The sequence below is a fragment of the Kallipyga gabonensis genome, assembly GCF_001286805.1.
GTDB lineage: Bacteria > Bacillota > Clostridia > Tissierellales > Peptoniphilaceae > Kallipyga > Kallipyga gabonensis.
Map to the genome: position 1 here is coordinate 879987 of NZ_CXYV01000002.1, position 19502 is coordinate 899488.

General features: G+C 45.8%; 17 protein-coding genes. 16 read left to right on the top strand and 1 reads right to left on the bottom strand.

Going from position 1 to position 19502, the window contains the following annotated elements; all coding sequences use genetic code 11:
- The first annotated feature begins 467 nt into the window (after positions 1-467).
- From BN2373_RS05475 to msrB, 12 genes are all read left to right on the top strand, one after another.
- Positions 468-3392 (top strand): DUF5702 domain-containing protein, encoded by a 2925-nt coding sequence (locus tag BN2373_RS05475; RefSeq protein ID WP_053943099.1) that lies wholly within the window; start codon positions 468-470, stop codon positions 3390-3392.
- Positions 3389-4444, top strand: coding sequence for a hypothetical protein (locus BN2373_RS05480; RefSeq protein ID WP_053943100.1), 1056 nt, complete (start codon positions 3389-3391; stop codon positions 4442-4444). The genes BN2373_RS05475 and BN2373_RS05480 overlap by 4 nt, the downstream gene beginning before the upstream one ends.
- Positions 4437-5309 (top strand): hypothetical protein, encoded by an 873-nt coding sequence (locus tag BN2373_RS05485; RefSeq protein WP_053943101.1) that lies wholly within the window; start codon positions 4437-4439, stop codon positions 5307-5309. The genes BN2373_RS05480 and BN2373_RS05485 overlap by 8 nt, the downstream gene beginning before the upstream one ends.
- A 98-nt stretch (positions 5310-5407) precedes the next feature.
- Complete coding sequence (locus BN2373_RS05490; protein WP_053943102.1) at positions 5408-5698, top strand: YhbY family RNA-binding protein; 291 nt, start codon at positions 5408-5410, stop codon at positions 5696-5698.
- An 8-nt stretch (positions 5699-5706) separates the two neighbouring features.
- Positions 5707-6315, top strand: a complete 609-nt coding sequence (nadD, locus tag BN2373_RS05495) for a nicotinate (nicotinamide) nucleotide adenylyltransferase (protein ID WP_053943103.1) — start codon at positions 5707-5709, stop codon at positions 6313-6315.
- A gap of 37 nt (positions 6316-6352) precedes the next feature.
- On the top strand, positions 6353-6946 hold the full coding sequence (gene yqeK, locus BN2373_RS05500; protein WP_162200053.1) for a bis(5'-nucleosyl)-tetraphosphatase (symmetrical) YqeK: 594 nt from the start codon (positions 6353-6355) through the stop codon (positions 6944-6946).
- Between the two features lie 13 nt (positions 6947-6959).
- Complete coding sequence (gene rsfS, locus BN2373_RS05505; protein ID WP_238379643.1) at positions 6960-7310, top strand: ribosome silencing factor; 351 nt, start codon at positions 6960-6962, stop codon at positions 7308-7310.
- Between the two features lie 21 nt (positions 7311-7331).
- On the top strand, positions 7332-7964 hold the full coding sequence (locus BN2373_RS05510) for a ComEA family DNA-binding protein (RefSeq protein ID WP_053943105.1): 633 nt from the start codon (positions 7332-7334) through the stop codon (positions 7962-7964).
- A 71-nt stretch (positions 7965-8035) separates the two neighbouring features.
- On the top strand, positions 8036-8260 hold the full coding sequence (gene secG / locus BN2373_RS05515; RefSeq protein ID WP_053943106.1) for a preprotein translocase subunit SecG: 225 nt from the start codon (positions 8036-8038) through the stop codon (positions 8258-8260).
- Between the two features lie 164 nt (positions 8261-8424).
- Positions 8425-10989, top strand: coding sequence for a ribonuclease R (gene rnr, locus BN2373_RS05520; RefSeq protein WP_053943107.1), 2565 nt, complete (start codon positions 8425-8427; stop codon positions 10987-10989).
- 6 nt (positions 10990-10995) lie between these two features.
- Positions 10996-11460 (top strand): SsrA-binding protein SmpB, encoded by a 465-nt coding sequence (gene smpB, locus BN2373_RS05525; protein WP_053943108.1) that lies wholly within the window; start codon positions 10996-10998, stop codon positions 11458-11460.
- Positions 11461-11474: 14 nt separating this feature from the next.
- Complete coding sequence (msrB, locus tag BN2373_RS05530; protein ID WP_053943109.1) at positions 11475-12458, top strand: peptide-methionine (R)-S-oxide reductase MsrB; 984 nt, start codon at positions 11475-11477, stop codon at positions 12456-12458.
- A gap of 57 nt (positions 12459-12515) precedes the next feature.
- Here msrB and BN2373_RS05535 read toward each other — a convergent pair whose 3' ends face one another.
- Positions 12516-13196, bottom strand: a complete 681-nt coding sequence (locus tag BN2373_RS05535) for a TVP38/TMEM64 family protein (RefSeq protein ID WP_162200054.1) — start codon at positions 13194-13196, stop codon at positions 12516-12518.
- A 292-nt stretch (positions 13197-13488) separates the two neighbouring features.
- Between BN2373_RS05535 and gltA the strand changes: the two genes are divergently transcribed.
- From gltA to mutY, 4 genes are all read left to right on the top strand, one after another.
- A complete protein-coding gene (gene gltA / locus BN2373_RS05540; RefSeq protein WP_053943111.1) occupies positions 13489-15789 on the top strand; it encodes an NADPH-dependent glutamate synthase in 2301 nt (766 codons plus the stop codon).
- Between the two features lie 141 nt (positions 15790-15930).
- Positions 15931-17007, top strand: a complete 1077-nt coding sequence (locus BN2373_RS05545; RefSeq protein WP_053943112.1) for a P-loop NTPase family protein — start codon at positions 15931-15933, stop codon at positions 17005-17007.
- Positions 16964-18241, top strand: a complete 1278-nt coding sequence (locus BN2373_RS05550) for an FHA domain-containing protein (protein WP_053943113.1) — start codon at positions 16964-16966, stop codon at positions 18239-18241. Before BN2373_RS05545 ends, BN2373_RS05550 begins: the two co-directional genes overlap by 44 nt.
- Positions 18242-18299: 58 nt before the next feature.
- Positions 18300-19421, top strand: coding sequence for an A/G-specific adenine glycosylase (gene mutY / locus BN2373_RS05555; RefSeq protein WP_053943114.1), 1122 nt, complete (start codon positions 18300-18302; stop codon positions 19419-19421).
- Positions 19422-19502: the final 81 nt, after the last annotated feature.

The following is a 19502-nucleotide window of genomic DNA, read 5'->3' on the forward strand; positions in this document are numbered from 1 at the left end:
AACGTAGGAGAGACTATGGTAAAGAGAAATTTTGTCCGAAAATTAAAAAAGGAGGAAGGTGGAGTTGCCCTGGTAGAGGCGTCATACCTTTACCCCATAGCCTTTCTTCTTCTCATTTTCTTTTTCTTTCTCTCCTTTCTTCTTTGGAAGGGGGGTCACCGGGAAAGCAAGATAATCGAAGAAGTCCAGCAAGCGACTAATTCACCACTATTTAAGGATCCCTCAGCTATTCCGATTCTGGGAAAAGAAGGAGGATGGAAGATTACCGGCCTTTTTCGACAGAAAATGTCAGTGGAGTCTGGACGGCCTATAAAAAGAAATAGAGCATTTCGTTTCTTTAAGTTAGGAGAAAATACAGAACTAGAGACAAGGCCTATCTTTAACTGGACTTCTTCAGCAAATGCGATGTGGAAATACCTGGCTATCCAAGCCTGGATAAAAACCGAACAATAGAGAGGAGTGAGGAAGTGCGGAAATGGCTGGCCCGGGAAAATGGATTTTTGACCGTTTTTTTTGCAGGATTCCTCTCCCTTCTTTTGGTGGTTGTTGGCATTTTGGGAGATTATTTGAGAATTCAGGTGGCCGGAGCTGAAATGTTGACCGGACTTCGTTTGTCTTCGAGGATGGGTCTTGCACAATTCGATAAAAAATTAGCTCGTGAGTATGGACTTTTTGTCGTCAAAAACCCTGAAGAAGTTGATATGCTGGCAAAGAAGGGTTGGGAAAGGAGATATGCTCCTTCAGCCATTCGTTCAGATTCGTTTATTCTCCATGCCCCTGAAATCCAAGTTGAGAAAGTAGAGGGTATGATCCTCTCAGAACCAAAGGTTATAGAGGATCAAATTGATCAATTCATGGATTGGCAGACACCCAGGCTTCTGTGGTCGGAAGTGGAAGCCCATTTTGATATTTATAATAAGATCAGCCAATTAGGCCCCGTTATGGATGCAAAAGCCACCTATGAAAAAGGGTTGAAAAATTATCATGATCAGTTGGTTCATATTGGAAAGCTCTTGAGCAATACCTCTGCCCTTCCGGAAGCTTGGACGATCGTTCATGGAGGGTGTCAAATAGTAAAGGGAATTCCTTCTCTACAAGAGAATCTTTCCTCTTTGGAAACCGGTTTTCGTAATTTGGAAACCAGTTTGGATAAGCTTGTTAACAGAAAGGAAGACGGGGAGGATGAAAATGAAGATTTTTCCATCAAGAATGACGACCTTAGCCGATTAAAGGACCAGTTTGGCAAGTTAAAAAAGTCTTATCAGGAAATGAAGACAGGGCTGATTGCCCTGCAAGCCTACTTGTACCAAGTTCAACAGTCAATAAAAAAAATGAGTGGTTGCTCGGCAGATATACAAAACAAAGCCGGAACTTGGGAGGCCGCCGTAAAGAATCTTCCTTCGGGAGCAATGGCTTCCGGTTTTCAAGCGGATTATCTGGCAAAAACAGGTCAGGATGATTTTGAGGGTTTTGACCGTTTGGCCCAGGAGATGGAGGAAATGGAAAATCGAGTTTCTGACCATTTGGAGGCATGGAAGGAGGTCAGTTTTGAGGGGAAATCTTTGGATCAACTTTCCTTTTCTACCTGGTTGGATCGAGAAAAAATACTGATTGAAGAAGGAAGACAGGGGAAGGTCAGGGCCCCTGGAAAAAATACCCTTGAAGGGAAGGCCTTTTCTGAGCAAGCCTTAGATGCTCAATCTTCCCTGGTCAGTATCGACCCTGATAAACGATCCGGTTTACTGGAATTTATCAAGGCATGGAATGAGAAGAGAAAACTGAAAAATCGGGCAAAATGGGCAGATAAACTCAATATGGTTAACTTGGCCGGGTCCCTCTCTCAATACATTCCCGCCGATAGCTTAAAGCGTTACCAGTCAGGAGGATCAATTGGTACAGGTTCAGAAGTTAGCCCACTAGGCGGTTTATCGAATGACCAAGGAATAATAAAAAATGTTCTCTCCGGTTTTAATCAATCAGGACGACTGTTCTCATTTAAGCATGATATTGGTGATAAGGAAAGTCGTGCCAGGCTCTATCTTTACTGGAGTCGGATGTTTAGCCATCGAACAAGTAAAAAAATAGAGAAGAGAGAAGGAAAGGACACGTTATCTTTAACCGGTCTTCCCCTTAAGGAACGTCCATTTTATGGGGGCGAATTGGAATATATTCTTTTCGGCAAGGATGTTCTTATGGATAATCTCCGCCGGGCCGCAATATCTATTGCCGGTCTACGGCTGATGATGAATGCAGCCTATGCCTTTACTTCTCCCGATCTCTACCAAGAGACAGCCCCCTTGGCAACGGCTATAGCAGGCTGGTCAGGATTTGGCCTTCCATTTATTCAATCAATTTTCTTGGGGATTCTCTCCATTGGTGAGACAAAACTCGATATGGACGACCTGTTATCAGGCATGGAAGTGCCGGTTATGAAAAATTCAACCAACTGGAGGTTTTCTCTTTCGGGGATTAAGCCCTTAGCTCAATCTATGGTGGGGGATCTCTTTGACGCCGGGGAGTTTCAAGCGACCGCTTCCATAGAAGCGGCTAATGAGTTGGTCAATGAAAAGATGAAGGAGATCGCTTCTTCTTCGAAAGAAATGGCAAAAAATGCCATTAAGACACCCATTCAGACCTGGATGACTCAGGCCCTTTCTCAAATTCAAAAACCGGATCCGGCCAAAGATAAAGCCCGATTAAAAGCCCTGATTGGTCAAATCGGAGGTCTGAATTCCGATGGAGCGTTGGATGGGGCGATACGAGAAGCTGGATTGAGTTTGGAGGGAAGGATTGGCGACTTGCTTTCCGGACTTGATATGCTCCGGAAGGAAAAAGAAAAGGAAAAAAAGCTGACTTCGGACTTGATGAAAAAGCTGAATGACCTCTTGGATCAAGTTATTGATCCGGTAGTCGATCAAGCTACAAAGGATGTTGACGGACTTTCCGCCAAATGGACTAAAAAACTTCAGGGGATTCGGCAGACTGGAGAAGAGAAAACCAAGGAAGCTTTAGGAAAGTGGTTTGATGGATTTCAAAAAGAACTGGGTGGTGGAGATTTAGGAACAGGTCTTGCCACAGGAGCGGGTCTCAGCATGGGTTATGAGGACTATATCAAGCTCTTTCTTTTTCTTGCTCTGGTCGGATCAGGTAAGGACTCCCTCTTAGTCAACACCTGTAAACTTATCCATGCGGAAAACGGAGAAAGTGACCTAACGTTGACTCCAACTGCCTTGTCTTGGACGGCCGGGGGCCAGGTGGGTCTTAGCTTGATCGGGAAAAATAGGATTTGGGCTCCTTCTTTGGGTCTTCAACAAGGGGTTTATAAAATCAAAAGATCCTGGATAGAAGGCTATGGTGAAAAAGAGATTAAGCCCAGAGGAGGCGGAGGATGAGACCTGATAAGATGAAGTTAAGGGGGGAGAAAGGATCACTAACCATTGAGGCATCACTGATCATGGGCTTGATGATCATTTTTATCACCAGTTGGATTCTTATCCTCCATCTCTTCAAAATCCAAGCCTATACGCAACATGCCCTTGATCAAGCCGTTCTCAATCTTTCCGATGAAATATCCATGGTCCATTCTCTTAGAGATGGAATAAATAAAATTGGAAATTACTTAAGGGATACGGTAGACCTGCGTCCTTCGGGACCGCTCAATGACATGGAAAAAGAGAGTTTGGAGGAGATGACCCTTACCGGATCAACGTATTTAGCCTTTCAAGAGGAATTAAAGGGTGGGAGAAAAAGGCTGTCTCCGGCCATTGACCAATGGATAGAAGAACCGATCCTGGAAACGTCCATTGATGATGAACATGACCTGATCCAGGTCAATCTAACCTATGAAATGAAGTTGCCGGGTCCTTTGAAACTCTTTGGACCAAAAATAGTCCATCAAAATGCAGGAACCGGCATTTGGGTATTTACGGATGATCCCATTCTAGGAGTTTGGAATAATAGTGAGGAGGACCGGAAAAAGAAGGAAGAGTCCATTTGGAAGGAATCCAATTTTTCCAGAGGAAGAAAATTTGCTGAAAAATACCGAAAACAATCAGATAAGTCCTTGCCGCCCGGGCATGGAATAGATTTTATCGATAAAGAAGGGAAGGGTGTGGCTGTTTTTTCTCTCAATATTTTCTCAGACCATTATAGTCAGGGCGAGGGAAGAGACCCGGCTGCTTACCAGGTGAAAGATGAGGCTTTTATCCAAAAAATCAGGTCCTATATCCGGAAAACGAAGAGAGATATTCAAAAATTTAATGCAAGCAGGGAAGACATTGGAGAGGTAAAAGCCGGAGCTATCATCCTGGTGCTCCCGGAAGAGGCAGAAGTCTTATCTGACGACCTTCATGCTTTAACCCGGAAATTGGAGAAAGAAGAGGGCCTGTCGATCGTTGTCATTTTTGACCAGAAGGCTTTTCCGGGAGGAGAAAAAGATGACTAAGCTAAAGCGTTGGCTCTATCCCGCAATTCTTATTGTAGTTACCCTTACTTTGAGTTTGTTGAGCTTCCGGCGAATGCGGACTAGAAATCAGGAATTAGATAGGGTAGAGAAGGAATTAAGTATTCTCTTGGAAGAAGGTTATTATCGGGAAGCTCTATCTCGGATTCAAGGTCTTAGCAAACCGGATCGTGATTACTTTTCATTCCAGGAGCTTACTGCTTTGGTAGAGATAGGAAACTTGACTCGGGCAGAGGCCTTTATGGATCAAAGCCAAGATCTTCAAAAAAACAAGTCGGCAACTCACATGCTTTTTTCCGGCTGGAAGAAGAAGGGGGATTTTGATCAGGCATTCCTCTTTTTGAACAAATATAAAAAGGCCTTTGAGAATGAATTTGAACCTTTGTTCTTTGACTTACTTCAAGAAAGGCAAATCATCCCCTGTCAATCCTCGTTTTATGCAGGTTGGTTTGGAGATTTGGCTATTCTTCAAGATAACTTAGGTAAATACCTTGTGGATGCTCTAGGTCAAGGGGTGAACTATGATCGTTATGAAGAGATAAAATCTATTCAAGGGGGATTCATGGCTAAGCGGAAAAATTATTGGGCCCTTTTGGATCAGAAGGGGCATTTCACCGGTCTACTAACGAAGGAAAAGAAAACACAGGAAGAGGCAGGAGATTACTTTTTTCAAAGAAAAGAAAGTAAGGGATTTTGGGGTTTTTCTTACCGGGGCCGGGTGATTCTTCCTTGTGAATATGAGGAGCTATCTCCACTTTCTCCTAGAGGCCTGGCCTATGGCCGAAGGGAGGGGAGATGGTATCGAATTGTTTTTCCTGCTCTCGCTCAAGGTAGAGAAGAGTCTTAGTCTTCAAACTTTGGTATTTTCCCACCCTTTATACTAAAATACTATTGTTAATGGATAGGAAGACTTTCCCTAAATGTTTGAGTAAATAAGGAGAGAAAATGCTTACAGGAAAACAACGCAGCTATCTAAAGTCTTTATCAAACGGTCTGCAATCCACCTTGATTATCGGAAAGGATGGGATAACAAAAAATACACTTAAGGAGTTGGAAGACCAACTTACGGCCAAGGAACTGGTCAAGATGACCTTTCTTGACACAGCAGGCGTGGATCCTGAAGATGAGGTGGACCGGATTCTTGAAATATTGGATGCGGATTTTGTTTCTCACCTGGGATCAAAGCTTGTCATCTATCGGCCTTCCAAAAATGTCAAGATCCGGCTTCCCAAATAGGTAAAGCCATGAAGAAGGATCAAAGACTGGCCATCTATGGTGGAACCTTCGATCCCATTCATATGGGCCACCTCCTTATCGCTGAAACTTCACGGACCTTGCTGGATATTGACCGAGTTTACTTTCTCCCGGCTTTCAGCCCGCCCCATAAGGACTTCAAGGGGGACAGTGCCAGAGCGAGACTGGATATGTTGGAGCTGGCTATCGAAGATAACCCCCATTTTGCGATAGACTACCGAGAGATTAATAGTGGAAAAGTCAGGTATTCAGTCGATACGGTCAGGGAAATTCAAGAGGAAAATCCTGACCAGGAGATTTGCTTTATTGTTGGGGAAGACTCCCTGATGGACATCGAAAGCTGGCATTGTCCGGAGGATCTGTTGAGTCGGGTTCACCTTGTGGTGGCAGCCCGGTTGGGCATAAAGGGAGATCCGGTGAAGAAGGCGGAGGTTTTACGCCAAGAAGGCTATCAAATCACTCTTTTTTCTCGCTTTATCACCGGTTTATCTTCAACAGAAATTCGCCGGGAAGTGAAAGCAGGACGGTCGATACACTACGCCGTTCCTAAAAAAGTTGAAAAATATATCCTCGAGAGGGGGCTTTACCTTGGACAATGAGTGTTCAAATTTTGAAAATTTGGTCGAGAAGGTAGCAGTGGATTTTTTAGGTCGGGAACCTTATAACAGTTGGAACAAGATCTTGGAATCCACCCTTTCCGACCATAGGTACCGTCATGTTGTCCGCGTAACCAGGACAGCAATCGCTCTCGCTCGCTACTACGGGGAAGATGAAAATAAAGCAGGTCAAGCGGCCTTTCTCCATGATATGGCAAAAAAAAATGAGAAGAAATACTTTAACCGGCTCTTAGAATTGGGTTGTGTTAAGGAAGTGGATTGGAAACCCAGCCCCTACCTTCATGCCTATATAGGTGGATTAGCTGTCCACTATTTATTAGGCCTGGAGGATATGGACATTGTTCGTGCCATTCAATCCCATACCCTGGGGTCCGATCATATGTCAGCTTTGGATAAGATTATTTTTTTGGCCGATCTTATTGAACCGGGCAGGGAATTTCCTACCCTCCCTGAACTTCAGGAAGCTGCTTTAGAAGGCCTTAATGAGGGAGTTTTGAAAGCGATGAACAATACTATAAATTACCTGGTTAAGAATGATTCCATCATCAATCCTCAAACCATCATTGCCAGAAATGCTCTTTTGGAAGAGATGAAGGAAGAGAAGAAAGGATAAAAAGTTGACGAACATGGATAAAGAGATGGGACAGAAGAATACCCTTATTTTGAAAGTGGCGGACGATAAACTAGCTAAGGATATTAAGGTTATCGAAATGGACCCCGGTCGAGGAATTTGTGACTGTTTCATTATTATGACAGGACGAAATAAAAACCACACCCAGGCCATTGCCGATGCTCTAGAGGATGCCCTCTATGAAAATGAAATGCCTCCATTGAGAAAAGATGGGTTCAGGGAAGGCTCTTGGATCCTTCTTGACTGCGAGGAGACAATAGTCCATATCTTTACGGCGGATCAAAGGGATTTTTATAATTTGGAAGGCCTTTGGTCCAATGAAAATAAGAGCGATAAGAAAGAGTAATGAAAAGAAAGGGGGCGTGACTTGGGGGCAAAGAAAGAAAAAATCCTTTTGATCCTTGCCGGTTTAGGTCTTGCCCTATATGGTTTGTGGACCGGCCTGGGGAAGAAAGGGGAAAGGAATAATGAGCATCGGTCTGACCTTCCTGCTCAGGAATTTGTAGAGGAAAAGACAGCAGACAGCTCACACCGGGGAGAAGAAGCTTCCAGTTCAACATCCTCTATCTATGTCCATGTAGAAGGTGCAGTAAAAAATCCCGGCGTCTACGAATTTCAGGAAGGAGCAAGAGTAAAGGATGCCATCGAAGAAGCAGGAGGGTTGACTCCAGGAGGTGATACGGCTTCTTTGAATCTGGCTCTACGCCTGTCGGATGAGATGAAGATTCATGTTCCTAAGGAGGGGGAGGAGGTAGAGTCTGCGGAAGTCAACCTCACTTCTTCCGGAGGAGGAAGTGGGGGAAAGACGAGGAAGATCAATATCAACCGGGCTTCAATGGAAGAACTGACCACCTTACCTTCCGTTGGAGAAAGCCGTGCCCGGGAGATCATTTCTTACCGTGACCATTCCCCTTTTGTTAAACCGGAAGACATCATGAATGTATCCGGAATCGGTCAAAAGACTTTTGACAAGATGAAAGACCTGATTTCCGTCAAGTAGTTGATTTACCTGGACTTGTCTGGTATAATTTTTTGAGTTGTTGGAATCTGTTTAAGTAAGGGGTGAAGACTTTGAAGACATTTTTTGTTATCGTCTTGGTAATAGCCAGTCTGGTCATTATTGGAGCAACGGTTCTCATGGATCCAAAGACCGGGGCCGGGTCATCCTATGGTCAGGATGCCAATGCGTTCGGGACCTCTGCCTATAAAGGCAAGGATATTATGCTGAATAAGGTAACAGCAGTTTGTTCGATTATTTTCGTCATCAGCCTGATCGGTCTTGTGATTGTAAAATAGTTTTCCTTGTATCGAATCCCAAAGCCTCCAACGCAAGTTGGAGGCTTTTCTTGTCTTCAAACTTCAGGTCACTAAGCCTGCTCATAATGGGTAAGAAAAGAAGGTAAACCCAAGTAGGATGAGAAGAAGAAAAATAGGACAAATACAGCAGGAAGGAAGGTATCATGGACATTAAGAGTTTCTTGCTTTCATATTTGCAGTCAGAAAACTATGAACCTATTCGGGTTCAGGAGTTGGCCGAATTCTTCGGTTTAGAGGGGGAAGAGAGACTGGATTTTTATCATATTATTGATGACCTCCTTGCTCAGGAGGTTATTCGCATGACTAAGCGAGGTAAGGTTCTTGCCTATATCCCGTCAAAGAAAAAAGCGAAGAAATCCCATAAAAAAGCAAAGAAAGACAAGGATAGCGGACTCAATGTCGACAGTTTTTTCCAAACGGAGGATATGCCTGTGCCTCTGATTGAAGAAGAGGAGTATTCTCAAGAAATAATAACGGATGAGGAAAAGACCAAAGAAATAGAAAGGGAAGACCAGGCTCAAAGTCAGGAGCTTGAGCCGGCATCCGATGATGGGGCCTCAGAGGGGGCAGTTACCGGTAAAAAAAATGAGGGAAGACTCCAGGGAAATGCTAAGGGATTCGCTTTTTTCATCTCGGATAATCCTGAAATGGAAGATGTTTTTATTGGACAGGATGATTTGAATGGTGCCCTACATGGGGATAGGGTGCGGATCCAGATCATCAACCAGGGTAACCCGGCCAAGGGCAAGAAGGTAGAAGGCCGTGTGATGGAGGTCTTATCAAGAAATCCTAAGAAGATCGTCGGTCGCTACCAGGATATGGGAGATTATGGATTTGTCATCCCTGACCAAAAGGCTTATTTTAAGGATATTTATATCGATGGTGGTAACGCCATGGATGCCCGGGAAAATGATAAGGTTTTGGTTAAAATCGACCGCTTTGAAAAAGAAAAGGAAAACCCGGAGGGCCATGTCCTCATGGTGATTGGCCCCATGGATGGGAAGGGGGTTGATATTACCTCCGTGGCCATGGCCTTTGATCTTCCTTATGAATTTTCTGAAGAGACCAGGGCTGAGGTTGGCCGGCTCCCTAAGAATCTTGAGCCTGAAGATAAGAAAGGGCGAAAGGATCTCAGAAAGCTGTATACGGTGACTATTGATGGAGCGGATGCTAAGGATTTTGATGATGCTATTTCTGTGGAAAAGCGGGGGAAATACTATAACCTTTATGTCCATATTGCCGATGTTTCTCATTATGTAAAAGAGGGAACGGCTTTGGACAAGGATGCCTATGCCCGGGGGAATTCCGTCTACCTTCTTGACCGTGTTATTCCTATGCTTCCGGAAGAGCTATCGAATGGCCTCTGTTCACTCTTACCGGGCGAGGATCGTTTAGCCATGACTACCCAGATGACTCTTGATGAGGAAGGAAGGGTGGTGGACTACCAGTTTTATCGCTCTCTTATCCGGTCTGATCATCGGTTGGTTTATGAGGATGTATCTGATTTTCTGGAATTCGGAAAGACCTTTACAGATGATGGAAGCCTATATGACCGTTTGGATTTAATGGAGTTTCTCTTTAATAAACTTCACCGGCGGAGGATAGAAGAGGGAGCCATCGACTTTAATTTCCCGGAAATTCGAGTGGTCTTAGATGAAGAGGGCCGACCGGTGGAGGTTGGGCAGGAGGAAAGACGGGTGGCCAACCGGATTATTGAAGAATTTATGATCCTCAATAACGAGGTGGTTGGCCGTCATTTTTATGACCTCAAGATCCCCTATATCTACCGAATTCATGGCTTGCCTTCTCCGGAAGCTATTGACCGTTTGAACAGGGTTCTCCAGGCTTACCACTATCCTATGATTTCAGATAATGCCCAGCCGAAAGACCTCCAGGAAATTCTTCAATTGGCCGAGGGGAAAAAAGAGGAGTCCTTCATCCAGATGGTTGTATTAACCAGCCTGCAAAAAGCCATCTACAGTCCTTCGACAACAATGCACTTCGGTTTGGCCGCAGACCACTACTCCCATTTTACTGCTCCAATCCGCCGTTATTCGGATCTCATTGCCCATCGACTTCTCAAAGCCTGGTTGGATGGTCATCCAAAGAATGACAGTCAGGTCAAAGAAAAGATATTTGATCAGTGCCTCCATATCACGGAAACCGAACAAAATGCGGAAGATGCGGAGCATGACGTTGTGGATATGAAGTGTGCGGAGTATATGCAGCAGTTTATTGGAGACAGCTTCACCGGAGTGGTTTCTTCCCTTACCAACTTTGGGGTCTTTATCGCATTAGAGAATCAAATTGAAGGCTTGGCCCATTTCCGGGATATGACCGATGATTATTACACCTATGATGAAGACCATTTTCTTGTCCGGGGAGAAAGATCCAATCGAAAGATCCATTATGGTGATCGGCTGACCGTTCTATTAACCGGATCCAATCCGGAAACCAGGGAAATTGACTTCCGGATCCTCTGGCCTGATGAGGTAAAGGGCCAAAACAGGAGCAATTTTTCTCAGAAGTCCAGCGGGAGAAGAAGGGCCAAATCCGGGAGGGATAGCCACCGGACTGGCAGCAAGGGCATGAAGGGCGGAAAGCCCTCCAAGGCTTTCCAGACTCGGATGGAGAAAGCAAGTGGTCGGCAGAAAAACCGCAAGCCCTTCTCTAATCGAGGAGGCAGGCAGCGGAAGAAAGGGAGATAGGAAGACATGGCCAAAAGTCAGGAAGGAACAAAACGGCTAGCAGATAACCGACGGGCTCGCCATGAATATTTTATCGAGGAGACCTTTGAGGCCGGACTATCCCTCCAGGGAACAGAGGTCAAGTCGATCAAAGCCGGACAAGTTTCGATCAAAGAAGCCTATGTCACCATAAAGGATGGGGAAGCCTGGATGGAAGGAATGCATGTAACCCCCTATAAGCAAGGAAGGCTGCAAGACCAGGACCCCCTCCGCTCTCGCCGCCTTCTTCTTCACAAGAAGGAGATCCGGAAGCTCTATGATGGCGTCCAAAAATTGGGCTATACTATTGTTCCCTTGAACATCCACCTCCGAAATGGCTTGGTTAAAGTGGATATTGCCTTGGCCAAGGGGAAGAAGTTATACGATAAGCGGGAGAGTCTCCGGAGGGAGGATGACCGGCGCCGTGCTGAAAGGGCCATGAAGAATTATTGAAAAGGAGGATAAAGATGAGATTGTTGAGACAAGAACAAGAACCGGCCCCCTGGGTCCTTTATCTTGCCGGAGGCTGCTTTTGGGGAGTCCAAGGCTATTTTCAACGGATACCCGGCGTTCTTGATACGGAGGTTGGTTATGCCAACGGAAACCAGGCAGGGACATCCTACCATGAGCTTTCCCGGACCGACCACGCGGAAACGGTAAAGGTGACTTTCAATAGCCGGGTTTTATCTTTGGAAGAGCTTCTAGCCCACTATTTTCGGATCATTGATCCTACCTCCATCAATAAGCAGGGAAATGATCGGGGTCGTCAGTACCGGACAGGCATTTACTTTGACCGGGACTTTCCTGAAGAAGGCATAGGCAGAATTCACCGGTGCTTGGAGGCCCTGGAAATGAACTTGGGTCAAAAGTCGGTTATCGAACTGGAAGAGTTAAAGAACTGGGTCAAAGCAGAAGATGCCCACCAGGATTACTTGGAAAAAAATCCCGGAGGATATTGTCATATCGATCTTTCTTTAGCCGGGAAACCTCTGGATGAGGATTTTATGGATTACCACAAGCCGGACAAGGAGACCTTGAAAAAGGAACTCAGCCCTGAGGCCTACCATATTACCCAGGAGGAGGGAACCGATCCTCCATTTTCCCATCCCTACGATAAATTGGACGAGCCCGGGATTTATGTGGACATTGTTTCGGGACAAGCTCTTTTTTCATCCCGGGATAAATTTGATGGGGGATGTGGGTGGCCCTCTTTTTCCAAGCCCATCCTTCAAGAATCCCTTGCCTATAAAAGAGATCATACCCTTGCTGTAGAACGGACCGAGGTCAGGTCTGAAAGGGCGGATTCTCACCTGGGTCACGTCTTTCCGGATGGTCCCCAAAGCCTTGGCGGCCTCCGTTACTGCATTGATGGATCCGCCCTCCGCTTTATTCCTCTTTCCAAAATGGAAGAAGAGGGATATGGAAAGTGGATCCCCTTTGTTGAGGAATAGGAAATGAAAAGAAGAAAACCGGCCAAGTAATCAGGCCGGTTTTCTTTTTATGTGTGTTTATGTAAGGAAGGTTGAAATTACCCAGCTGACGATAGAGCTTACTCCAAAGAGGTAGAGGAAGGTGGGGAGAGGTTTGCCAATCAGACAAATGATGATGAAGCGAGAGAGACGCATATCGCTTAAACCCATAATCATGGTTGTTGCATCGTCTGGGACACCCGGGATGATGTAGGCCAGGAGAAGGATCACTGAAGAAGTTTTCTCATCCTTAATTTTGGACTGAATTTTATAAAAGACTTCGTCGGGGACAAAGGCCTTGACAAAAGTTTCTCCGTAGCGGCGGGAGATAAGAAAGGAAGCAACTGATCCGACCAGGGTACAGGCCATAACTGTTGCATAGCCAAGTAGAGGACCGTAAGCCATATAAGCGGCTAAACCGGGAAGAGCACCCGGGATGACAGGAAAAAGAGTGTTAAACAGGATCAAGCCGACAGAGAGGACGTAACCTATGGGGCCCAAACCTTGAAAAAAGTCCTTGAGTGGCTCAGCGGAAGAGAACCAATCCCTCTTATAACCATAAAAAAGAAAGATAGCCACTACAAATAGAAGGATGATGGTGATATAACGAATCCTTTTTTCCACCCGACGCACGCGTTCCCGGTCGATCTCATAATGTAAGCTTTTTTTATGAGTGGAAACCCTCTGGTTATTTGCACACAGGTCAAGTCTTTCTTCCAAACTCATCACCTCTTTTCCCTCAGTGGATAAGATAAGAGTATCCGTCCTTACCGGTAGGGATTGCTTTCTTTATCCAAGAACACTTTAATGATTCTATACTATCCGAATAATACAGTCAATGAATTTTCCCTAATTCGTTTAGGCCTGATAATATCGGATCCATGGAATAGGAAGAGTTACCGCAAAGATCTCAGCAGTTTATGGTACTATTAAAGCGGTTTACCATCGCTTGTGTTTTTTTATTCCACATATGATGATGCAACATTCTTATAGAGAAAAAAAGGAGGAGTGAATGTTTGAGGTATTAAAACGTGTCCAACAATCCGAACATATCTATACCCTGGTTCTGCATGCTCCAAGGATCGCCCGTTCCTGCCTGCCCGGACAGTTTCTCATTGTCAGAGTTGACCGGTATGGGGAGAGAATTCCCCTGACAATCGCTGATTATGATCGGGATGGGGAGACAGTGACGGTAGCGGTTCAAGCTATCGGAAAATCAACACAAAAACTGGGCAAGGTCAAAGAAGGCGAATTCGTTGCTGATATTGTCGGTCCCCTGGGTCAACCCTCAGAGCTTGTGGAAAAAGATCCGGATGAGCTCAACCGGATGAAACTTTGCTTTATTGGCGGTGGTTTAGGTATTGCACCCGTATACCCCCAGGTCCGTTGGATGCATGAACGTGGTGTTAAAGTTGATGTCATCATGGGGGCCAGAACAGGAGACTTGATCTTCTGGGAAGAGAAAATGCGTGCCGTAGCGGATAATGTCTATGTAACGACGGATGATGGTACATATGGCAGGGAAGGCATGGTGACTAAGTGCCTTGAGGACCTGGTTAAAAATGAGGGGAAAGACTACCGGCATGTGGTCGTCATCGGTCCCATGATTATGATGAAGTTTGTCACCAAGCTTACGGATGAAAAAGGGCTCAACATTCCCACTACCGTTTCCATGAATCCGATTATGGTCGATGGGACAGGAATGTGCGGTGCCTGTCGGCTGACCATTGGAAATGAAACAAAGTTTGCTTGCGTAGACGGACCGGAGTTTGATGGCCATCTCGTTGACTTTGATGAAGCCCTCAAGCGGGCCCAGATGTATCGAACACTGGAAGGCCGGGCTGCCCTCCGTCTCCAGGACCGGGCAGAACTTGATCAAGACCACCATGGCCAGTGTTCCGATCAGGTTGCCAATGCGGAATTTGACCCCAATGTCCGCGTGCCGATTTCAGAACAGGACCCGCTGGAGAGATCCCAAAATTTTGATGAAGTGTGTCTGGGTTACACCAAGCAGGAAGCCATGTTGGAGGCTTCCCGGTGTTTTGAATGTAAGAAGCCCCGGTGTGTCGAAGGCTGTCCGGTAAGAATCAATATTCCCGGATTTATACGCGAAGTCAAAAAGGGGGATATAAAAGCGGCCTATAAGATTCTTTCGGCTTCAACTTCCTTGCCCGCTGTATGCGGACGGGTCTGTCCCCAGGAGGAACAATGTGAGGGTCCCTGTATTCGCGGCCTTAAAGGCCAGTCGGTGGCTATTGGAAAGCTGGAACGCTATGTGGCCGACTGGGCGAAAAGGCATGGGATCCATCCGGAACTGGATGAGGACATCAAGGACACCGGAAGGAAGGTGGCTATCATCGGGGCCGGACCTGCCGGTCTCGCCTGTGCTACGGATTTGGCTCGGATGGGCCACAAGGTAAAGGTCTTTGAATCCCTTCATCTGGCCGGCGGAGTCCTCCAATATGGAATTCCGGAATTCCGTCTTCCCAAGGAGGAAGTGGTCAACTATGAGGTGGAAAATGTAGAACGCCTTGGGGTTGAAATTGAGAAAAATGTCCTGGTTGGACAGACCATTACCATTCCTCAGCTGATGGAGGAAGAGGGTTTCGATGCCGTTTTTATCGCCTCCGGGGCAGGCTTACCTCGTTTCATGAACATCCCGGGAGAGAACCTAAACGGTGTTTTATCAGCCAATGAGTACCTGACCCGAACCAACCTTATGCACGCCTTTGATAAGAAATATGACACCTCTGTCAACCGTGGAAACCGGGTTATCACGATTGGCGGCGGAAACGTGGCTATGGATGCAGCTCGTACCGCTCTCAGGTTGGGAGAAGAATCAAGAATTGTTTACCGGAGATCGGATGCTGAGCTTCCTGCCCGACGGGAGGAAATTGAGCACGCTAAGGAAGAAGGGGTCATCTTCAACCTTCTCCAGAACCCTGTTGAAATCTATGGGGATGATCAAGGTTGGATCTCAGCGGTCAAATGCATCAAGATGGAATTGGGGCAACCGGATGAATCCGGCCGTCGTCGGCCCATTCCTATTGAAGGGTCTGAATTTGTGCTTCCTTGTGACACCTTGATTATGGCCCTGGGGACCAACGCCAATCCCCGAGCTACTCAGGGAATGGATGATTTGGAAAAGAACCCTTGGAATGGGATCGTCATTGATGAAGAAACCGGTGCAACCAATATCCCCGGTGTCTTTGCCGGCGGTGATGCTGTGACAGGGTCTGCCACCGTCATCCTGGCCATGGGTGCCGGACGTCAGGCAGCGAAAGGAATCGATCGCTATCTAGCCGGCTTGTAGAGGATAATCATAGAGGTGGAAGGGATAAGGCTTAGTCTTATCCCTTCTTTTTTATGCCATAAAGACCTGGATCACTTTACCGTAATTATGGGAAACCTTCGGGACATGGGCCATGTTAGCATAGGCAAGAGAGGAGGAAGTATGACCTATCAAATTGCCTTTATTGATCGAGATCGGTCTTATGCCCTGCGTTGTAAAGAGGGTTTGGAAGATAAGACGGACGGTCTCATGAAGATTCATTTTTTTTCCAGCTGGCAGCAAGTTAAGAATATGAAAGAGTTTTTTCATCCTGATTTAATTGTAGCGGATAGCCGCCCAGAAGATGATCTTCTTTCGGATTTGCCCCTATGGCCCCTGTATTCAATGATGAATACGGAAGATGATGGAAACAAAACGGAACGGCCCGGTTTGGATCAAATCATCACCTGTTTATGGACACCCAGGCCCGGAAGAGGCCCCGGAGAAATCTATCGCTACCAGGATTTGACCGGACTTCAGGAGGATCTTTTCCTCGCCCTGTCCTTTCAAGAGACTGGCGATAAGGTCAAAAAATCAAATAAACTCTCTCTTTTTCTGACGCCCTACAGGGATTTTCCGCTCTCTTCGCTTGCCCAGTCTTTTGCGGCCTACCAAGTTAACCGGGGGGAGAGGGTCTTCTATTGGAACAGGGATCCTCTTTTGGAAATGTCCTCCTCATCGAAAGAAAAATCCTGGTCCACCCTATATCTAGGTCTTTTAAGCCAGAAGATGAATATTTCCCTGCGAATTAAAATGGCGGAATCTCTTGATCCACGTGGTTTTTCTTTTTTTCCTCCACCAAGGTCGCCGGGAGATGGATGGACATTAGGTGAGAGCGACCTCAAACTCGTGCTATCCTGTCTTCGGTCTGACTATGACCGGGTTGTTGTCGACTATCCCGGTCAAGCTTTTTGCTACGACAGCAAGACCTTTGGACAAGCGGATGCCTATCTCTGCCTTCTCGATCAAATCTCTTCCTCTAGCCTGGCAGCTTTGTTGGATGACTATCTAAGAATCGGGCAAAGGCCCTATCTTATCGTGATAGGAAGAGAAAGTCAAAAGGAAAAAATGAAGATTGCTCGTGAGAAGGGGTTTAGGGCAAGCTGGATTAATCCCTTTGAAAGATCAAAAGATAACTTATGGAAGGAGGTTGAAAATGACCTATTTGGGGGCTCAACTTTCCACGAGCGGAGGGGATAAATCCGGTATAGGCGATGAAAAAACCTATTGTTATCGCCTTGATATTCATGATGCTTTTGATCCTTTAGCCTTATCGATGCTGGAAAAAAATAAATTACACTATTTTATTACGCCAAGCACTCAATGGATGGAAGAGGAGGTTATTCTTCGCTATCCTATTAAAGATGAACTGGAAAGTCTGGAAGGGGGAAGGATCTGGAAGAAAAAGGATTTTTTGGATTTTCTTGCTCACCTGGTTGCCGCCGGGAAAGAAGCTGAGGACTATCTTTTAGTGAAAAAGGATATTTCGTGGACGGACCGGTTGATTTTTTTGGGGGAAAAGGGTCCCAGGATCATCTATCTACCGGTAGCCTTATCTAACGAAAAGGCTCCATTAGACCGTTTTTTGAAGAAGATTATTGTAGAAGGACATTTCTCTAATGAAAATCTTGATTTTTTGCCGGATTTGATCGCTGTTATGGGGGAGAAAGATTTTTCCTTAACCCGGCTGGAGGAATTCCTGGCATCCTATTCTGAAGAAGAAAAAAATGGTCAAAAGGACGTCCTTTCCAGCCCTAAACGATTGAAAGAAGATTTCCAAGCTCAAGGGGGTCGCCATGCCGTGGAGAAAAAAACGGTTGAGGACAAGCAAAAGAATTTGGACAACCAAGCCCTTTTTCAGGACTATCCCTCTCCGGAAGAATTTATACAAAAAAAAGAATCTGTCACAGATAAATCTCTAAACCATAAAGAGAAGCCATCTTTTTTTCAAGTCGACAGAAAGACGGACAACAAACAGGTTAATCCCGCCATAGCCAGGCCTGAGAGGATTTCTTTTTCCTATCTGATGTTTCACTTCTCTCTTGAAAACTGGAAAAGATACCGTCTGCAAAAGAAGAAAAAAGCGGAAGGACTTCCTGGAAAAATGGAGAAGATGGAAGGAGAGACAAAGTTACTAAAGGGGTCAGGTGCTTTTCTCTGGTGGGATAGAAAAAAACGGGCATTTCCCTTGGAAAGAGCTCCCTTTGGCTTGGGTTCGGGGGAAGAGGCAAGCCTCCAAGTGGAGAATCCTTATGTTTCCCGAAATCATGCACAAATCCTATATGAAAATGGGCAATACCTTCTGGTCGACTTAGGCTCATCCAATGGGACCTTCCTGGAAGGAAAAAAGCTGGACCCCGGTGAGAAAGCGGTACTCAAGGATCAAAACCATATCTCATTGGCAAAGGAGGAATTTATCTTCTTTTCTGCCTAGTCCTCCTCCTTGTGAAGGGTCAATCCATGGTACACTAAATATCCAGGAGGATTGACCGATGAATTTAACTCAAAAGCTATTAGACTGGTTTGATGTCCATCGCAGGACCCACCTTCCCTGGAGGGAAGATCCTAGCCCATATCATGTTTGGATTTCGGAAATCATGCTCCAGCAGACCCGAGTGGAGACAGTCATACCCTATTATGAGCGGTTTATGGACCGTCTTCCTTCCATTGAGGATCTTGCAGCAGTGGATGAAGATTCTCTTCTCAAACTTTGGCAGGGTCTGGGTTATTATTCTCGAGCGAAAAATTTGAAAAAGGCTGCACAAATCATTCTTGACCAATATGAGGGGGATATTCCTCCTCAGTGGAAGGAATTAACAGCGCTACCCGGAATCGGTCCCTATACAGCCGGAGCCATTTTATCTATTGCTTTTCAGGAACCATATTTGGCACCGGACGGGAATCTATACCGAATTGGTGCACGGATGATTATGGAGGAAGAAGCGATTGAAAAGACCTCCAGCAAGCGGAGGGTGGAGAAGTTTTTGGAATCATTTTTTTCTGAGGATCGTCCGGGAGATTTTAATCAGGCTCTTATGGATCTGGGTTCCGGCATTTGTTTGGCCAAAGGTGAGCCGCTTTGCCAAAGATGTCCACTTAATTCAGGCTGTCTGGCTTTTATGGAGGGAAGACAGGGTGAATTTCCCCGGCGGAAAGAAAAAAAGAATAGAAGAGAGAAAGAAAAGACCCTTCTTTTCATTCGAAGGGGGAAAGACGTTTTATTAGTTCGACGGCCCGGGAAAGGTCTTCTGGGCGGCTTATGGTCCTTGCCCATGATTGCCGGTCATTTAGGCGAAGAAGAAGTGGTGACCTGGATCGATGAACATTTGGGCGGCTCTTTTTCCTCCTATCTTGTCCGCTATAATGGGGCCTACCGCCATATTTTTTCCCATGTGGAATGGGATATGATTTGTTACCTGTTGGATGATCCAAGGCCGGGTAAGTGTCTGGCGGGGGAGAGGGAGAGTGCTTTTCTGACGTATTCCGGAGAGGCCGGGGGCTTGGAGGCCTTTGATGAGGCGTTATGGGTGGGACCGGAGGACTTGGTCCGAAAATATTCCATTCCATCGGCCTTTCTTCCTTTCTTTACAGAGCGTGAAGTTGATGAGATATGACTTTTCCCCTAAGCACATTGTTTCCTCTTATTGATATAATAGGATAAAAGCACACGGGTAATTGTCACTCAGTTAATGGAT